This is a genomic window from Actinomycetota bacterium, assembly GCA_005888325.1.
Classification (GTDB): Bacteria; Actinomycetota; Acidimicrobiia; order Acidimicrobiales; family AC-14; genus AC-14.
This window is the reverse complement of record VAWU01000056.1, coordinates 1-15,196: the sequence shown is the minus strand read 5'-3', so window position 1 is coordinate 15,196 and position 15,196 is coordinate 1. Positions and strand designations below refer to the sequence as shown.

12 protein-coding genes are annotated in these 15,196 nt (G+C 70.5%); 4 read left to right on the top strand and 8 right to left on the bottom strand.

The window, feature by feature from the left end; genetic code table 11:
• Positions 1–304 precede the first annotated feature (304 nt).
• Together E6G06_16555 and E6G06_16550 are read right to left on the bottom strand one after the other, a co-directional pair.
• A complete protein-coding gene (locus E6G06_16555) occupies positions 305–1,075 on the bottom strand; it encodes a polysaccharide deacetylase family protein (protein ID TML88205.1) in 771 nt (256 codons plus the stop codon).
• 56 nt (positions 1,076–1,131) lie between these two features.
• Complete coding sequence (locus E6G06_16550; GenBank protein ID TML88204.1) at positions 1,132–2,244, bottom strand: hypothetical protein; 1,113 nt, start codon at positions 2,242–2,244, stop codon at positions 1,132–1,134.
• A gap of 174 nt (positions 2,245–2,418) precedes the next feature.
• On the opposite strand from E6G06_16550, the gene E6G06_16545 reads away from it, so the two are divergent.
• Both E6G06_16545 and E6G06_16540 read left to right on the top strand, forming a co-directional pair.
• Positions 2,419–3,618 (top strand): DUF2029 domain-containing protein, encoded by a 1,200-nt coding sequence (locus E6G06_16545; GenBank protein ID TML88203.1) that lies wholly within the window; start codon positions 2,419–2,421, stop codon positions 3,616–3,618.
• Between the two features lie 93 nt (positions 3,619–3,711).
• A complete protein-coding gene (locus E6G06_16540; protein TML88202.1) occupies positions 3,712–4,851 on the top strand; it encodes an alkaline phosphatase family protein in 1,140 nt (379 codons plus the stop codon).
• Positions 4,852–4,996: 145 nt separating this feature from the next.
• On the opposite strand, the gene E6G06_16535 is transcribed toward E6G06_16540, so the two are convergent.
• The 4 genes from E6G06_16535 to E6G06_16520 are packed head-to-tail and all read right to left on the bottom strand — an operon-like array spanning position 4,997 to position 8,711.
• Entirely contained in the window at positions 4,997–5,683 is a 687-nt protein-coding gene (locus E6G06_16535; GenBank protein ID TML88201.1) for a pyrimidine reductase family protein, read from the bottom strand.
• A gap of 3 nt (positions 5,684–5,686) precedes the next feature.
• On the bottom strand, positions 5,687–6,676 hold the full coding sequence (locus E6G06_16530; GenBank protein TML88200.1) for a hypothetical protein: 990 nt from the start codon (positions 6,674–6,676) through the stop codon (positions 5,687–5,689).
• A gap of 5 nt (positions 6,677–6,681) precedes the next feature.
• Positions 6,682–7,428: a 3'(2'),5'-bisphosphate nucleotidase CysQ gene (locus E6G06_16525; GenBank protein ID TML88199.1), complete on the bottom strand. Its 747-nt coding sequence runs from the start codon at positions 7,426–7,428 to the stop codon at positions 6,682–6,684.
• Positions 7,425–8,711 (bottom strand): CoA transferase, encoded by a 1,287-nt coding sequence (locus E6G06_16520; protein TML88198.1) that lies wholly within the window; start codon positions 8,709–8,711, stop codon positions 7,425–7,427. Before E6G06_16520 ends, E6G06_16525 begins: the two co-directional genes overlap by 4 nt.
• A gap of 55 nt (positions 8,712–8,766) precedes the next feature.
• Here E6G06_16520 and E6G06_16515 point away from each other — a divergent pair, with 55 nt between their 5' ends.
• The gene (locus E6G06_16515) at positions 8,767–9,846 is read left to right on the top strand and encodes a zinc-binding dehydrogenase (GenBank protein ID TML88217.1); all 1,080 of its coding nucleotides are present in this window, start codon (positions 8,767–8,769) and stop codon (positions 9,844–9,846) included.
• A 31-nt stretch (positions 9,847–9,877) separates the two neighbouring features.
• Here the strand turns inward: E6G06_16515 and E6G06_16510 are convergent, their stop codons facing one another.
• Complete coding sequence (locus tag E6G06_16510; GenBank protein ID TML88216.1) at positions 9,878–10,984, bottom strand: hypothetical protein; 1,107 nt, start codon at positions 10,982–10,984, stop codon at positions 9,878–9,880.
• A 66-nt stretch (positions 10,985–11,050) separates the two neighbouring features.
• On the opposite strand from E6G06_16510, the gene E6G06_16505 reads away from it, so the two are divergent.
• Positions 11,051–12,454, top strand: coding sequence for a wax ester/triacylglycerol synthase family O-acyltransferase (locus tag E6G06_16505; GenBank protein ID TML88197.1), 1,404 nt, complete (start codon positions 11,051–11,053; stop codon positions 12,452–12,454).
• 201 nt (positions 12,455–12,655) lie between these two features.
• On the opposite strand, the gene E6G06_16500 is transcribed toward E6G06_16505, so the two are convergent.
• On the bottom strand, positions 12,656–14,842 hold the full coding sequence (locus E6G06_16500; protein TML88196.1) for a hypothetical protein: 2,187 nt from the start codon (positions 14,840–14,842) through the stop codon (positions 12,656–12,658).
• Between the last annotated feature and the right edge of the window lie 354 nt (positions 14,843–15,196).

Below are 15,196 nucleotides of genomic sequence, written 5' to 3'. Positions count from 1 at the left end.
GGAAGATGTCCGACGGCGAAGTGGTCGATGATCCGGAAGCTGACGGGATCGATCACATCGACGGTGCCGGCCTCGCTGTTCGGCACGTACACGCGGGCGGGCACGCCCGCGACCGCCGGCGAGAGTTGCCCCACCCCCGTAGATGCGTAGACGTTGCCGGACGGCTCGGCGCGAGTCGCCACCTGCGTCGTCGACGGATGCGGCCGCGCCCGCACGGCCGCACGCGGTTCGGCGTGGTGACCGCAGGCGGCGAGCACGAGCGCGAGCACCGACACGACCATCCGTGCGCGATCCGAGGGCGCCCTCATCGGTCGAGGAGCTGATGGACCGTGACCGTGTGCAGCCCCGCTGCCGCGACCGCGTCGAGGATGGTGGGAAGCGCGGCGACCGTCCCCGCGTGGCCGGTGTGGAGGCTGACGATCGCGCCCGGATGCAATCCCGCTCGCACCCGAGCCGCGATCTGCGGCGCGCCCGGATCCTGGTAGTCGCGCGGGTCCACGTCGTAACCGACGACCGTCGGATAACCGGCGCGGCCGGCTTCGGTCAACATCAGTTGGGTCGGGACCTCGATGCCTGACGGCCGGAACCACCGCCCGGGCCCACCCGCGTGGCGCGCGAGCGCGTCGCGACAGCGGACGATCTCGTCAGCCACCCGGGATGCGCCCAGCCCGCCGAGCGCCGGGTGGGTGTAGGTGTGGTTGGCGAGCTCGTGGCCGGCGTCGAGCACGCGGCGGGCCACATCCGGGTTCTCGTCGAGCCATCGCCCCACCGCGAAGATCGTGAGGGCCGCGCCTCCGGCACGCGCGGCATCGAGCAGCTCCGTCGCCAGAGCGATGTCACCCGACCCGTGGAACGTGAGCGCCACCACGTTTGCGGAGGTCGGACCGGATCGGATGAACCGCGCCGCCGATCCGGGGGGCGGGGTCGTGGTCTCGGGGGCGGTCGGCGAGGTGGTCGTGGCTCGCGGCGCACGGACCGGCGGACGCCGCGTCGCGGCGCGGTGGGCGGCGTGGGTGCACGCCGCGAGGGTCGCCGAACCGGCGGCGAGCAGGAAGGTGCGTCTGGAGACCGTCATGGGCGGAGGCGTCAGTCTGGACCGGCGCGGATGAGACGCCGCTGAGAGCTCGGTCCCTACAGGTGAAACGGCTCGCGGAGGCTCGAAGCCGCAGACGCGTGACCGAGCAGGGGAAGATCGAGCAGCTCCTCGGTGGTGCGCAGCAACGAGTAATGGCTCGCAGGCACGCTGGAGGTCGCGCCGCGCGCCACTGAGGGCGCGACGACGATGGTGAGCACGTTCTGATACTGCGCATCGTGGGGCTGCAGCGAGAAGTTCCCCTCGTCCCAGGTGATGAAGATCACCGTTGAGCCGGAGCGGTACGACGGGCTGGCCGTGATACGTCCCACCCACGACCTCAGAAACGCGTCGCCGAGCTCGGGGTCGACTTCGCCGCCGCGCGACCGGTTGCCTCCGTCGTCCGCGGGGCTGATGAACGAGAACGCAGGCAAGGTCGACTGGTCGAGGGCATTCGCCATGGCGCCGGACGACGTGGAGCCGAGAGGAACGGTCCAGCGATCGCAGTCGTCGCGAATGGCCGTGTAGTACACGGCGGGAACGTGGTGCACGGTGTAGTACGCGTCCGGCGCAGGCGGATCGTCGCGGAGCGAGCAGTTGCGCGGCATACGCGACGCGAACTGGCGCCACTCGCGACCACTCGCACGGACCTGCGAGTAGATGCTGGGCACCGCCAAAGGGTGACGATTCGGGCCGCCGTCGTCGGTGACGCCCTGGGTGTCGCCCGAGGTCATGGCGATGTAGTTCGGCAGCGAGGGGTGCAACAGGGCGCGGTAGTTGCGGGCGGTGCCGCACGCTGCGGCCAACCCGTTGGTGAACGGCATGACCCGGTTGCCGAGCACATCGGTCGCGTTCTCGTTCTCCAGGACGATCCAGATCACGTGCTCGTACGTGGCCGGCCCGGCCGCGGTGCGTCCGCAGGGCTCGGCGTCGGACGGCTGCAGCGCCGTCGAAGTCGAGGTCGGAGGAGATACCGACGATGGACCGGTCGTCGACGGCGTCCGCTCCCTCGCCCGAGCTCGAGTGGTGCCCTTCCCCGAGGAGCACGCCACTACGACGCCCGCCATCACCACGAGCCCGATCGCCGTCCGCCACCCCGCCACGGTCCTCCACCCTACGGGGCAACCCGCGCTCATTTTTCGCGCGCTGCGTCCTAGTTTGGCCGCAGGCATGAGCAACCCGATCGCAGCCTGCGTGCGGGTCCGAGAGCCGGCGGACCTCTGATCGGCTCGCACCGCGGCCGTCCGCTCGCGGTCGGCGGGCGCTCAGAGTCGTTCCTCGATGATCGGGCCATCGTCCGCGAACCGACGACGCTGCCGTGTCTACACCGAGGGTACGTCGCGCTCGTGGGGCTCACTCTCGTGGCGTTGCTCCTCGCGGCTCCGGGCCCCGACGCGGTGCCCGCGGCACGCGCCGGCACGCCGAGATGGTTGCTCGGAATCGGCGGGCGCGGCCTCGACATCGAGCCGAGGGCGTACCTGGGTCTCATGATCGCCGCGTTCCTCTGCTACCTGGTAGTGGTCGCGTTGGCCGACCAGATCGAGCCCCGGCTCTTGTGGACGGCAATCATCGCCCTGGTGGCGCTGTTCGCACTCGCGCCGCCGTTGCTTTCGCAAGACGTCTTCAGCTACATCGCATCCGGCCGGCTCGCGGCGCGGCACGGGCTCAACCCTTATGTCGCGGTCCCCGCGCGCCAGCCGAGCGACGCCGTGTTCCCGTTCGTCGGCTGGCGCCACACTCCCGACTCGTACGGAGCACTCTTCACCTTCCTCGTCTACCCCCTCGGCCTTCTGCGCGTTGGCGTCGCGCTGTGGACCCTGAAGCTCGTGAGCGCGCTCTCGGTGCTCGGGCTCACCGGGTTGACCGCGCACGTCGCCGCGGCGCGTCGCGTCGACCCCCGGCGTGCCGCGGCCTTCGTGGCCCTCAACCCCCTGGTGCTCGTGCACGTCGTGGGGGGTGCGCACAACGACTCGCTCCTGATCTTGGCGCTCATGGGATCGGTCGCTCTGCTCGTGACGGGGCGCCAGGTCACCGGAGCCGTGGCCCTCGCCGTCGCGGTCGGCCTCAAGGCGTCGGGTCTACTGGTAGCACCGTTCGCGGTCGCCGGCAGCCGGCGCCGGGTCCCCTTGGCCGCCGCGCTGGTCGCGGCGCTGGCCGTCGTCGGCTGGGTGGGATTCGCCGCGTTCGGCTCCCATGTGTGGGCGTCGGAGCGACTCGCGAGCCGGCACGAGTCGCTGACGAACCACTACAGCGTGCCGTCGACGATCGCACGGCTCGGACAGTTCTCGGTCGGTCGGGTACGTCTCGCGGCGTTGGCGACGTATGCCGTCGGCCTTGTGGGGCTGCTGTGGTGGACGAGGAGAGGCGGCGACTGGGTGCGCGCGACCGGCTGGGCGACGTTCGGTCTGCTCGTCGCGAGCTCGTGGCTCATGCCCTGGTACGTGATCTGGGCGCTCCCGCTCGCGGCCGTGGCACGCGATCGCCGGCTCACCGGATCGGTCCTCGTCCTCTGCGCCTTCCAGCTCCTCAGCCGGATACGGCTCTGAGCGCACGAGACGCCCGATTGTGGAAAGCTGCCGTTCATCTGAGGGGAGACGCCGCGGCGCGCGAGCTCGGCGTGTGAGAAATCGGGGGTCGGGATGCGCAAGCGAGCCTGGATCGGAGTGGCCGGCGCGGCACTGGTGGCGGGCGGACTGCCGGCCATGTTCGGCCTCAGCCCGGCAGGAGCGGGCACCGTGCAGGGCCTCCAGGCCCACGTCAACCACATTCTCGTGCTCATGCAGGAGAACCGCTCCGCCGACACGTACCTGGGCCAGCTCAACGGCGATGGGCAGCCCGCGTACGAGGCCGAGCCCAACACGGGGAACCCCGATCCGCTCAACCCGCCGAACGTGATCACCCCGTTCCACAAGACGACGCTCTGCGAGACGTCGGATCTCAACCACTCCTGGAACGGCACGCATCAGGAGTTCAACGGCGGCGCGATGGACGGCTTCACCGCCGCCAACGACATCAACTCCGACAACGCCGACCCGGCCGACCCGAGTGGCGCGCGCACGATGGGCTACTACAACCGGACCGACCTGCCCTTCTACTACCGCCTCTACAACACCTTCGCCACCGCGGACCGCTACTTCTCGTCGGTGCTGTCCCAGACCTTCCCCAACCGCTTCTACCTCCTCGCGGGAACGTCGTTCGGCCACATCCGCAACGACGCGCCTCCGCCTGGCGGGTTCATGCAGAGGTCGATCTTCAACAACCTGGGCGTTGCGGGCATCTCATGGAAGATCTACACCGACCAGTTCGCCTTCGGCCTCGTGTTCCGCTACGTGCAGGTCCACGCCCAGGGGCACATCTTCCCCATCTCCCAGTACTACACCGACGTGGCGAACAACACGCTGCCTCAGGTCTCCTTCATCGACCCGCTCTTCACCGGCGACAAGAACGTCGAGAACGACGAGCACCCGCCGTCGAACGTGCAGGTGGGCCAGCGGTTCGTCTACAAGATCGTCAACCACCTCACGAAGTCGCCGAGCTGGCACGACTCGGTGCTGTTCGTCACCTACGACGAGCACGGCGGCTTCTACGACCACGTCGCTCCCCCGGCTGCAGTGCCCCCCGACGGCATCGCCCCGATGCTGCAGCCCGGTGACACGGTCGCCGGCTTCGACAACCTCGGCATACGCGTCCCGACCGTGGTCGTGTCACCCTTCTCCAAGCCGCACTACGTGTCGCACACCGTCTACGACCACACGTCGATCCTCAGGTTCAGACGCTGACGGCTCGCGACGCGGCGGCCAACGACATGCTCGACATGTTCCTGTTCAACAAGGCGCCTTTCCCCTACGCGCCCAACTTCGCGCCGCAACCGCCCGTCACGCCGTGTCCGTGAGGTCGTGCCCGTGAGGCCCTGAGTACGGGTCTTCAGCTCGACGAGCGGTAGCGCAGGAAGAGGAAACCGTCCTCTTCGCAGACGGAGCGCAGCTCGCAACGCGGGGCGACGTCGAGCGCGGGGCCCGAGAGGATCCGCTTCGAGTCACCACCCACCACCGCGGGCGACACTGACAGGCAGAGCTCGTCGACCAGGCCGGCCGCCGCGAGCTGGCCGTTGAGGCTCGGGCCCCCTTCGGCGAGCACCGAGCGGACGGCCCGCTCGCCCAACGCGTCGAGCGCGCGCCGCATGTCGACGCTGTCCTCACCGGCGATGACGACGTCGGCCACCTCGGCCCCGCGGGCCCGGTTGGCGGCCGGCGCACCGGCGACGGTGACGACCATCGGTCGCACGGTCGCCGCGGTGAAGAAGGGAGCGGCCCAGTCGAGCGCGCAGGAGCGGGAGACGACGGCGACGAGGCGCGTCGACGGCCCATAGGACTCGGCGCGCGCGGTGCCCGCCGCCACGAGCACCGCATCCGCGAGGGAGCGCAAGATCGAGAACAACCGCTTGTCGGCGGGCCCGCCGAGCCCGCCGGACACGCCGCCGACCGTCGTGGCACCGTCGATGCTCGCGATCATGTTGAGGCGCACGGCGGGGCGGCCGCGTGCCTCCGGCAGGTCGCCGTAGACGGCAACGGGGTCGACCGGGTCGACGAGGTCGGGCAGCAGCTGTCGCACCGGTCAGGCCCGCAACGCGGCGTGTCGCTCGCGGTAGAAGTCCAGCGCGGCCGCGCGTTGGTCAGGCGCGGCGACGAGGTCGCCCAGCGGGAGGATCGCGCCCCGGAAGCTCTCCGCGTTCCACAGCGCGCGCGGCGAGCCCTCGACGTTCCACGGCAGGACGTAGAGGTACGGCTCCGGGACGGCTGCGTCGCCCGGGGACGCGCCGAACGTGGCGCGGCGGTCGGCCGGCAGGCAGTCGAACGCGGCGTCGAAATGCTCGGGCCACAGCTGCACCCGGCCGGCCTCCACCGACTCGCGCTCCGCCCGCAGGGCCTCGAGCACCGAGTAGGCGAAGCCGTACCAGTCGCCGAGGAAGTCTGAGCTCGCGGCGTCGACCGCGAGCTCCTCGTCGAGATCTTCGGCCGCGGGCACGCCCAGCTCCCCGATCCACCCGACGTCGGGCGGCCCGTCGAGCACAAAGGCGGCGGTCGCCGTCAGCGTGGTGACGGCTTCCGCCTCGGCGGCTGCGCCCCTCTGACGCACGAGCTCCGCGCCCACGACACGCACCTGCTCGTCGGCCCCGAAGAACGGCGTGCCGAACCCGCCGAGGGTCCAGCGCAGCCCGATCTTCCCGTTCACCCGGCGCCGCGCCGGGGAGACGACGTACACCGCGAGCCGGTGCAGCGCGCGTCGGGTCTCGGGCAGGGCGGGCGGCGGTGCGGGCAGGCGCCGGTGCGCGCCCAGCCAGCGTGCCGCCGCCCAGCTCGCGTGCTCCGGCCGGGTCCCCAGCCACTCGTCCCACGACAGGTCACCTGTCGACACCGGGGTCACGACCGGCCGGCTCCGGTCGGCGTCCTGCACCGCCACGGGGTCGTCGGCGAGCCACTCGCCGTCGACGACAGCCGGAGGCGACGGCTCCAGGACCCGCGCGTCGAAGCGGTCTCCGACGACCTGCTGCGCCTCCAGGCGGGCGTTGCGAGCGTGCACGCGCGCAGTCTTGCCGGTCGTCACCCGGTCTAGGCGAGAGCCGCCAGGACCGGCTCGGCCAGCTCGGGACGGCAGATGAGGAGGTCGGGCAGCCAGGCGTCGCGCTGGTTGTAGCGCAACGGCGTGCCGTCGAGGCGCGAGACGTGCAAGCCGGTGCGCGCCGCGACCGCGACCGGCGCGGCGGAGTCCCACTCGTACTGCCCGCCTGCATGCGGATAGACGTCGGCATCGCCGAGCACGACGGCCATCGCCTTCGCGCCTGCCGAACCCATCGCCACCAGCTCCGCACCGAGCGCGGTGGCCAGCCGCTCGGCCTCGGCCGGTGGACGGGTACGGCTCACGACCACCCGGGGGCGCCCGCCCGTCGACGGCGGCAACGTCGGCGGGGCGGCGGTGGAGAGAACGAGACCGCGGGCGGGCAGCGCGACCGCGCCGGCGACGGGCTCACCGCCGATGACGAGCGCCACGTGTACCGCCCAGTCGGTGCGGAGCGGCTCACCGAACTCCCGCGTCCCGTCGAGGGGATCGACGATCCAGACCCGTTCGGCGTCGAGGCGCGCCAGGTCGTCCGCGCCCTCCTCCGAGAGCACCGCGTCGTGCGGATGGGCGTCGGCCAAGCGGCCGAGCAGCAACTCGTGGGAGCCCAGGTCGCCATCGTGCCTCACGCGGTCGATCGCCTCGCCGGCGTCGATTCGCGTGCGGATGCCGAGCAGGAGCCGCCCCGCCTCCTCGGCGAAGCGCGCGGCATCCCGGTGGTCGGCGGGGCTCGCCCTCATCCGAGGGCGCCGGACGCGCGCAACGCCGCGACGCGGGACTCGTCGTACCCGAGCACCTCGCGCAGCACCTCGTCGGTGTGCTGGCCGACGGTCGGGGCCATCGACGGCGACGGCAGCTCACCGTCGATCAACTTGATCGGCAGCGGGAGCTGCTCGGCGCCCAGCCGCGCCTGCGGGATCCACGGCATCCGGTCACGGAACTGCGCGTCGTCGGCGATCGATTGGGGCGTGTTCACCGGTGCGATCGGCGTGTTGACCCGACCCCCGAACTCGAGCCACTCGGCGGAGGTCCTCGTGGCGAAGATGGCGCGCAGCTCGGCGCGCAGCGCGACGTCGCCGACCGCATGGTCCGCGTACTTCGACCCCGGGTGCTGCTCGAAGAGCTCGGGACGGCCGACGCCCTCGCAGAAGTTCTGCCAGAACTCGCGCTCAGAAGCCATGAACAGGATGTGCCCGTCGCTCGTCGCGTAGATGTTGTAGCGAACGCCGTCCCTCATGCCGGCGGTCGCAGGCGCGCGGCGCGCGTAGCCGTCGGACTTGTTGCCGGTGACTTCGTCCTCGGGCCGTTCGTACGCCCGGTAGGTCTCGGAGCGCAACCAGTCGATGGCTGCCGCCGCGTCGGACTGAGCGACCTCCATGCGGCAGCCCTCGCCGACATCGCGCGCCCGGATGATCCCGGCCAGGATCCCGAGCGCACCGAAGAGGGGCCCGGCGTTGATGCCGATCGACACGTGCTCGGGGATGTAGGTGAAGCCGTCGTCGTCGACCTCGGGCTTCACCACGCCGGCCCATGTGTCGTACGCGATGCCGTGGCTCGGGTAGTCCTTGTAGGGGCCCGTCATGCCGTAGCCCGAGATGGTGATGAACACGACGCGGGGGTTGACCTCGCGGAGCCGCTCGTATCCCAGCCCCCGCCGTTCGAGCCCGCCGGGTCGCATCGCCTCGACGACCGCGTCGGCCTCGCGGACGAGCTCGAGGAAGATCGCCGCTCCCTCCTTCGTGCGGAGGTCGAGCACCACGCTGCGCTTGCCCCGGTTGAGGTGCAGGTGCATGAGCGAGGTTCCCTCGACGATGGGCCAGGTCATCTCGCGCACGTAGTCGCCCTGCGGCGGCTCCACCTTGATCACGTCGGCGCCGAGGTCGGCCAGCGCGGTGGTGATCGCAGCCGGCCCCAGCATCGAGCACTCGACGACGCGCACGCCGCGCAGCAGCCCGTCAGTCGTGTCCGTCGGCACCTGGTCGCCTCGATTCCTGGGCGCTGCGGTCCCCCGCTGGCTTCTCATCTGACGCCCCGTCAGAACGCTAGCCGCAGTAGCGTCCGGCCCGGTGAGTCGCACGATGATGGCCTACCGGCTCGTCGAGTGGGAGCGGCCGCCCGAGCCGGTCGAGGTCGAGGTCCCCCGTCCCGGGCCGGGCGAGCTGCTCGTGCGGGTCGCGGGCAACGGCCTCTGTCACTCCGACATCACCATGGGTCAGATCCCGGCAGCGATCGGGGCCGAGCTCGGCTGGCAGATGCCGTTCACCCTCGGCCACGAGATCGGGGGTTGGGTCGACGAGCTCGGCGCGGGCGTCACCGGGTTCGCGTCCGGCGACCCGGTCGCACTGGTGACGCCGAGCTCGTGCGGCGCCTGCTCGTGGTGCATCCGGGGCCAGGACAGCGCGTGTCCGCACGGCGGCGCGGGCCGGGGCTATGGGAGGGACGGAGGGTTGGCGTCGTACGTCCTCGTCGACTCCGCTCGCGCGGTCATCAAGCTCGGTCCGCTCGACCCGATGGTCGCGGGCCCGCTCACGGACGCCGGCGCCACGTCGTACCACGCGGTGCGGCGCGTGCTGCCGAAGCTCGTGCCGGGTTCGACCGCGGTCGTGCTCGGCGCGGGCGGCCTCGGCAGTTTCGCGGTGCAGTTCCTGGCGACGTTGAGCCCCGCCCGGGTCGTCGCCGTCGATGTCAGCCCCGCGCGCCGCGACTTCGCCCGGGAGATGGGAGCCCACGACGTGCTCGCGGGCGTCGACGACTCGACGACGCAGCAGCTGCTCGAGCTGACGCACGGCGCCGGCGCCGAGGCGGTGCTCGACTTCGTCGGCGTCGACGCGACGATCTCCGCGGGCCTCGCGTCGGTTCGCAGGGCCGGCGCGTTCGCCCTCGTCGGCGCGGGCGGCGGCACGTTCGTGCGGCCCTGGTTCGGCGGCCTGCCGAACGAGGCGGACATCTTCTGCTTCCAGGGGTCGAGCATCTCCGACGCGCGCGACGTGCTGGCGCTCGCGGCCGGAGGGCTCCTCCGCATTGAGATCGACGTGTTCCCGTTCAGCCGCGTGCAGGAGGCCTACGAGCAGCTCGACACGGGCCGGCTTCGGGGTCGCGCCGTCGTCACTCCCGACGATGGAGTCATTCCCGACGATGGAGCCACTCCCGCCGGCTGAGTCACTCCCGACGGCTGACCCGCGCACGACCTCACGGGGCCACCGAGGTGTAGTCGGCGAACCCGGAGGGATCGTGACGCCCGATGTTGCCGTGCTCGAAGATGCCCCAGCCCTCCTGGCCGTCGCAGGTGGCCCGGGCGAGATGGTCGGCGATCGAGAACTGCGCCCGTCCGGACACGGCCGGGTCGTTGTGGTCGTAGACCGCGCCTTCCACCCACTGCTCACCCTTCCAGAGCCCGTGGGTCCAGTCGGGATCGGCGCCGTAGCCGCACCCGACGTTGAGGGGGATGTCGGTTCGCGGCTCGATCTCGATGGTCAGAGGCTTGCGATCGCGCGTGGTGAGGTGGATGGTCGCGTGCTCGGGACGGCGAGTGCCCGAGCGGTAGGTGATGTCGGTCTCCGGCCAGCCCAGCTGCTCGAGCTGCCGTCCTGTCTCGCGCGGCCACACCCGCACCGCGAAGTTCGTCGTGCGGTGGCCCGTCGGCGATTCCTCGAGGATCACGTGCACCGCGAAATCCTCGAAGCGCAGCGGCACCCAGCACCACCACATGCCGTCGAACGGAGCCGGGCGCCCCTGGGGCTCGGGCTCGCCCACCGGACGGATGCCCCACGAGCGGTCGCGCGTCGCCGTCCACCGGTCGGGGGTGACGTCGATCGTCGCGCCGTCGACGCGCAGCTCGCCCCTCCAGGTGCCGACCTGCGCGAAGCGGCAGGCGTCGAGCAGCACCTTGTCGCCGTGCCGGCGCAGGTGCTGCGGCTCCTCGATGGGCCCGTAGTCGGACTCGAACTCGAGATCGAAGCCGACACCGTGGTCGTCGCCGTCGCAGACGAGGCGCAGGCGGCGGAACGGCTCGAGCACCTCGATCCGGTAGGGGCCCACCTCCTGTTTCATCTTGTCGTCGGGTCGCACGCCCGAGGCGCGGACGCACCATTGCGTGTCGCCGCGCCGCACCGCGGCGTACGCGTCGATCACACCCAGGTTGGGATAGACGCCGAGCCCGGTGATCAGGTAGCTCTCGCCCGTGTGGTCCTGGCTCTGGTAGATGCAACGGTCGTAGACGTTGCGGTCACTCGTGGCGACGTGGCGCATCGACATCGGGACCTGGTGGATCGGGTACTCGTCGAGCGGGTCCATCACGTCGGCGCCTCCTACGGGTCGGGTCACCGGAACTACGCTTCCTGCAAGCCGGACCAGGAGGTCAGCGTGCAACGCATGGGAGGGCAGGACGCGGCGTTTCTCTACGGCGAGACCGCATCGTGGCACATGCAGGTCTCGGCGCTCATGACTGTCGACCCCTCGACGGCACCCGGTGGGTTCGACTTCGATCGGCTCAAGGCGCTCACGGTGGAGCGGCTGCCGATCGTCCCGCAGTTCCGCTGGCGGGTGGTCGACGTGCCCTTCGGGCTCGACCGTCCGGGCTGGGTGGAGGATGGGGACTTCGACCCCGACTTCCACATCCGCCGCATCGCCGTCCCCGACCCGGGCGGGCCGCGCGAGCTGGGTGAGCTCGTCGGTCGTCTCGCCTCCTACAAGCTCGATCGGCGCAAGCCGCTCTGGGAGATGTGGGTCATCGAGGGTGTCGAGCACGGCCGGGTGGCGATCCTGACCAAGATGCACCACTCGATCATCGACGGCGTCTCGGGGATGGGCCTGGCCGAGGCGCTCCTCGACCTCGAGCCCGATCCCCCGCCGCGCCCGACCGAGGTGCGTGACTCGCTGCACGACCGGCGCGTGCCGAGCGCCGTGGAGCTGCTGGCGACGGGCGCGTTCAACATGTGGACGCGGACCCCGTACCGCATGATGCGCTTCGGCCGGCAGAGCGTCAGGCAGGGTCTCAGCGCCGTCGGCTTCTTCCGCCGGTCGGTCACGCCGGTGACGCCCTTCCAGGCGCCCCGCACCTCGCTGAACGGTGAGCTCACCCCGCACCGCCGCTTCGCGTGGGCGAGCGTGCCCCTCGCGTCCGTCAAAGCCGTCAAGAACTCGTTCGACGTCAAGCTCAACGACGTCGTGCTCGCGCTCTGCGCGGGGGCGCTGCGCCGCTACCTCCAGAAGCTCGACGATCTCCCCGACCATCCGCTCATTGCCCAGTGCCCCGTCTCGCTTCGCACCGACGCCGACCGCGACGACGTGGGGAGCAAGGTCGGCTCGATGTTCACGTCGCTGGCCACCGACATCACCGATCCCGCGCTGCGCCTCGTGGCGATCCACGAGAGCACCCAGAACGCGAAGGAGATCCAGCAGGCGCTCTCGGTCCACAAGATCATGGGGCTCACGGAGACGACACCTCCGGGCCTGATCGCGCTGGCCGCCCGCACGTACACCGGTATGGGGCTGAGTCGCATGCCGCCCGCGGTCAACCTCGTGATCTCCAACGTCCCCGGGCCGCCGTTCCCCCTCTTCCTCGCGGGTGCCCGGCTCGAGGCGATGTACCCGATGGGGCCGCTGATGCTCGGGATGGGGCTGAACATCACCGTGATCAGCTACCGGGAGTCGCTCGACTTCGGCTTCATGTGCTGCCCCGAGATGGTGCCCCAGCCCGAGTTCATCGCCGAAGGGATCCCGCTCGCCCTCGCCGAGCTGGAAGCGACCGAGCCCGCGAGCCGCTAGCCGTACAGCCCGGGGTGGTCGTGGCTGAAGCGGTCGCTCACGTCACGGTCGCGGAGAGGCTCCGCGACGTGCGCAACAGCCCTCGGAGCGCCAGCAACGCCACTGCGTAGACGACGAGCGCCAAGAAGAGCACCACGCGGAAACCGAACGTCATGGCGAGGATCGTCGTGAGCACTGCGCCGACCACCGACGCGAAGCCGTTCACGGCCCAGCCCCACGCGACGTACTCGCGCGGGAACTCGGTGAGCTCCGCAGCCCGAGCGGCATGAACGTGCCCAGACAGATGCCGAGCGGCGCGAGCACCACGAACGCGATGAGCACGCGTACCCCGAGCGGCAGGCCCAGGAGCCCGTTCGTGAGGGGCGGGAGGGCGAACTCGTAGAAGAGCGTCAGCGCGACGATGACCCCGAGCAACGCCTGTATGACGCGCGGGCGGTTCTTGTGACGTCCGCTGAGGAGCGCGCCCACACCGGTGAAGATGAGGATCGACGCGAGCGTCACGGTCAACGAGTACGTCGGATAGCCGAGGAACAACGTGAGGCGCTGGATCAGCGTGATCTCGAAGAACATGAAGCCCAGCCCGAGCGATGCGAAGTACAGGGCGGACCTGCCCTTGCGGGGGAGCTTCGTCCATGTGCGACGGATCGCGACGAACGGCAGCAGGAGGAAGGCGGCGGAGAAGAGGGTGGCGATCCCCAGGAGCAACAGCAGCACCCGCTCTCCTGTCGCGTCCTCGACGTTGCTGGGCCCGCTCGCGCGGCCGAAGTGCCTGATCACCTCGCCGAACCGGTAGAAGTGCCAGAAGAACGGCCCGTCGTCGGTGACGGGCCTGACGTCGTAGCGGTACGAGTCGTACCAGTGGCTCAGCTGGGCCTTCGGAAGGGTGGCGATCGCGGTCACCGAGTTGGCCTGACGCGGTTGGCCGGGCGCGTAGCGCAGCTTCGAGTTCGGCACGACTGGCTGCTGGGCGACGAACCGCGCGACCTCGTCGGGCGTGAAGGGCGAGCGCTTCACGAAGATGGTCGCCAACGAGCCGCCCTGGGGACTCCCCGATGTGGCGACGAGGATGTGCTGCGAGGGGTCGTGGACTCCGAAGTGCGCGAGCGCGTGGCGGGCCGTGCTCACGTATCGCGAGGTCCGGTTCGGCTTCTCCTCGAAGTTGAACTCGCCGAACTGCACGGCGAGGATCCCGTTGGGCCCGGTGTGGTCGAGGCTGTCCACGATCGCGTCGCTCGTGTAGAGATAGCTCTCGGAGAGTACGTACGCTCCAGCGGTGGCTGCGTTCGCGGCGGCGTAGCTGTCGGTCGCCGGGAACCACACCAGGTCGTACGTCTTGTTGCTGCGCGCCAGGTACGACCGCCCGTCGCCGTTGACGTAGTTGACGTGGGGGTTCTCGGCCAGATGGCCGGCGTAGTCCGCGAAGTCGTGGGTGACGAGGTTGTAGGTGACGGGATTGAGCTCGATGGCGTCGATGTGGGCGGCCTTGAAGCGCAGGGACGCGAGGATCTCGTTACCCCCTGCCGCTCCGATGATCATCACGTTGCCCGGCGGCTTGCTGCGGAGGGCGAACGGGAACGAGCGCGGGTCGTTGTCGTAGCGCGTGAGGGTCGAGACGTCGCCGTTGAACCGGTAGATGTTCGAGCCGAGGAGGCCGTCGTGGTAGAGCAGGCGCCGGTCCCTCCAGGGGTTGGCGTCGACGCGGAAGATCGGGCTCCACGACGAGAACAGAGGGTGGCTCGGGCCGGGCTTGCTCGCGTCCTCGCGCGGATAGGGAAGCAGGCTCGGCGAGATCACGCAGGCGGCCAGCAGCACCGCGAGCACGCCGCCCAGGGTGGTCGCCGGCGAGCGACGCCGCACCGCGATCCGCAGGCCCGCGAGGGCGAGTATCAATCCCGCGAGGACGATCGTCGCCGGTGGCCCGATGGTGGAGATGAGGGCGACGACCACCGCGCACGCCAGACCCGCGCCGAACAGGTCGGCGAAGTAGAGGCGGCCGATCTGGTCGGACCTGCGCCCGAACAGAGTCGCGATCATCACCCCGACCGCAACGAACGAGGCGAAGAGGGCGAGGCAGATCAGCAGGAGGCGTACCGCGTTGCTCAGCGAGGCGCCCGTGCCGTAGTTCCAGATCTGAAGGGTGGCGATCCGCGTGTCGGCGACGACGAGATACCCGAGGCCGACGCTGGCCGCACCCAGCAGCAGGCCCCACATCATGATCGTGTCGGTCGCGGCGCGCCGCAGCCGGCGAGACACGGTGACGAGCACGCCACCGCTGCCGATGCCGAGCAGCGCGAGCCCGATGACGAGGTACGTGTAGTAGTAGAAGAGCTTGTAGGAGACGATCCGGGTGTAGCTGATCTCGAGCAGCAGGGCGTCGAAGCTGATCACCTATTCGGCTTCGCTCAACCAGAGCGACACGCGCGACGTGCTGTCGAGCGGCATCCTGGCCGTGGCCATGCTGGGCGTGGCAGTCCTCGGTGCTGCGATCTTCCTGCGCTACTCGATGGCCAAGTTCCTGCGGCTCTGGCTCCTGAGGCAGCTGTACGAGGGCCAGGCGAACGCGGGTCGGGTCGTCGACGCGATCACGCGGGGCGACTGAGCCCGTCGCGTGGCCGGGCCCGACCGACCTCCGAGAGGGGTGGGGCAACGCCGGAGCGCGGCCCGGGTTCGCTATGATTCGGGGACCGTCGGCGTCGGCGATCGACGATTTCTTGCCGCGGGTCGCGCTCTGACCTTGGTCCC